Genomic DNA, 256 nt, shown 5'->3' on the forward strand with positions numbered 1-256 from the left:
GCAGGCTCCCCTTTCTGGCGAAGAATGTGCTGGAATGGGCTCACGCCCATGTGGCCAGAGCCCCTCTGCCGATGGACGATGTCTCTCCTGAAATTCCGGTTATTTTGCAGCAAATTATTCTCAAGCTTTTGGAAAAATCGGTCATGCGCAGGTATCGGAGCGCAGCGGGCCTTAGGGCGGATCTGGAAGCGTGTCTTAAGCAGTATGAAGAGCAGGGTCGCATGGACGGCTTCGAGCTCGGGCGGCAGGATAGCTG

General features: G+C 56.2%; 1 pseudogene. It reads left to right on the plus strand.

What is annotated here, in order from left to right:
• Positions 1–50: 50 nt before the first annotated feature.
• Positions 51–256 (plus strand): annotated as a pseudogene (locus LRL21_RS45230) (hypothetical protein); the annotation flags it as partial.

It is taken from the genome of Paenibacillus periandrae, from assembly GCF_022458865.1.
In the GTDB taxonomy this organism is placed as follows: Bacteria; Bacillota; Bacilli; order Paenibacillales; family NBRC-103111; genus Paenibacillus_S; species Paenibacillus_S periandrae.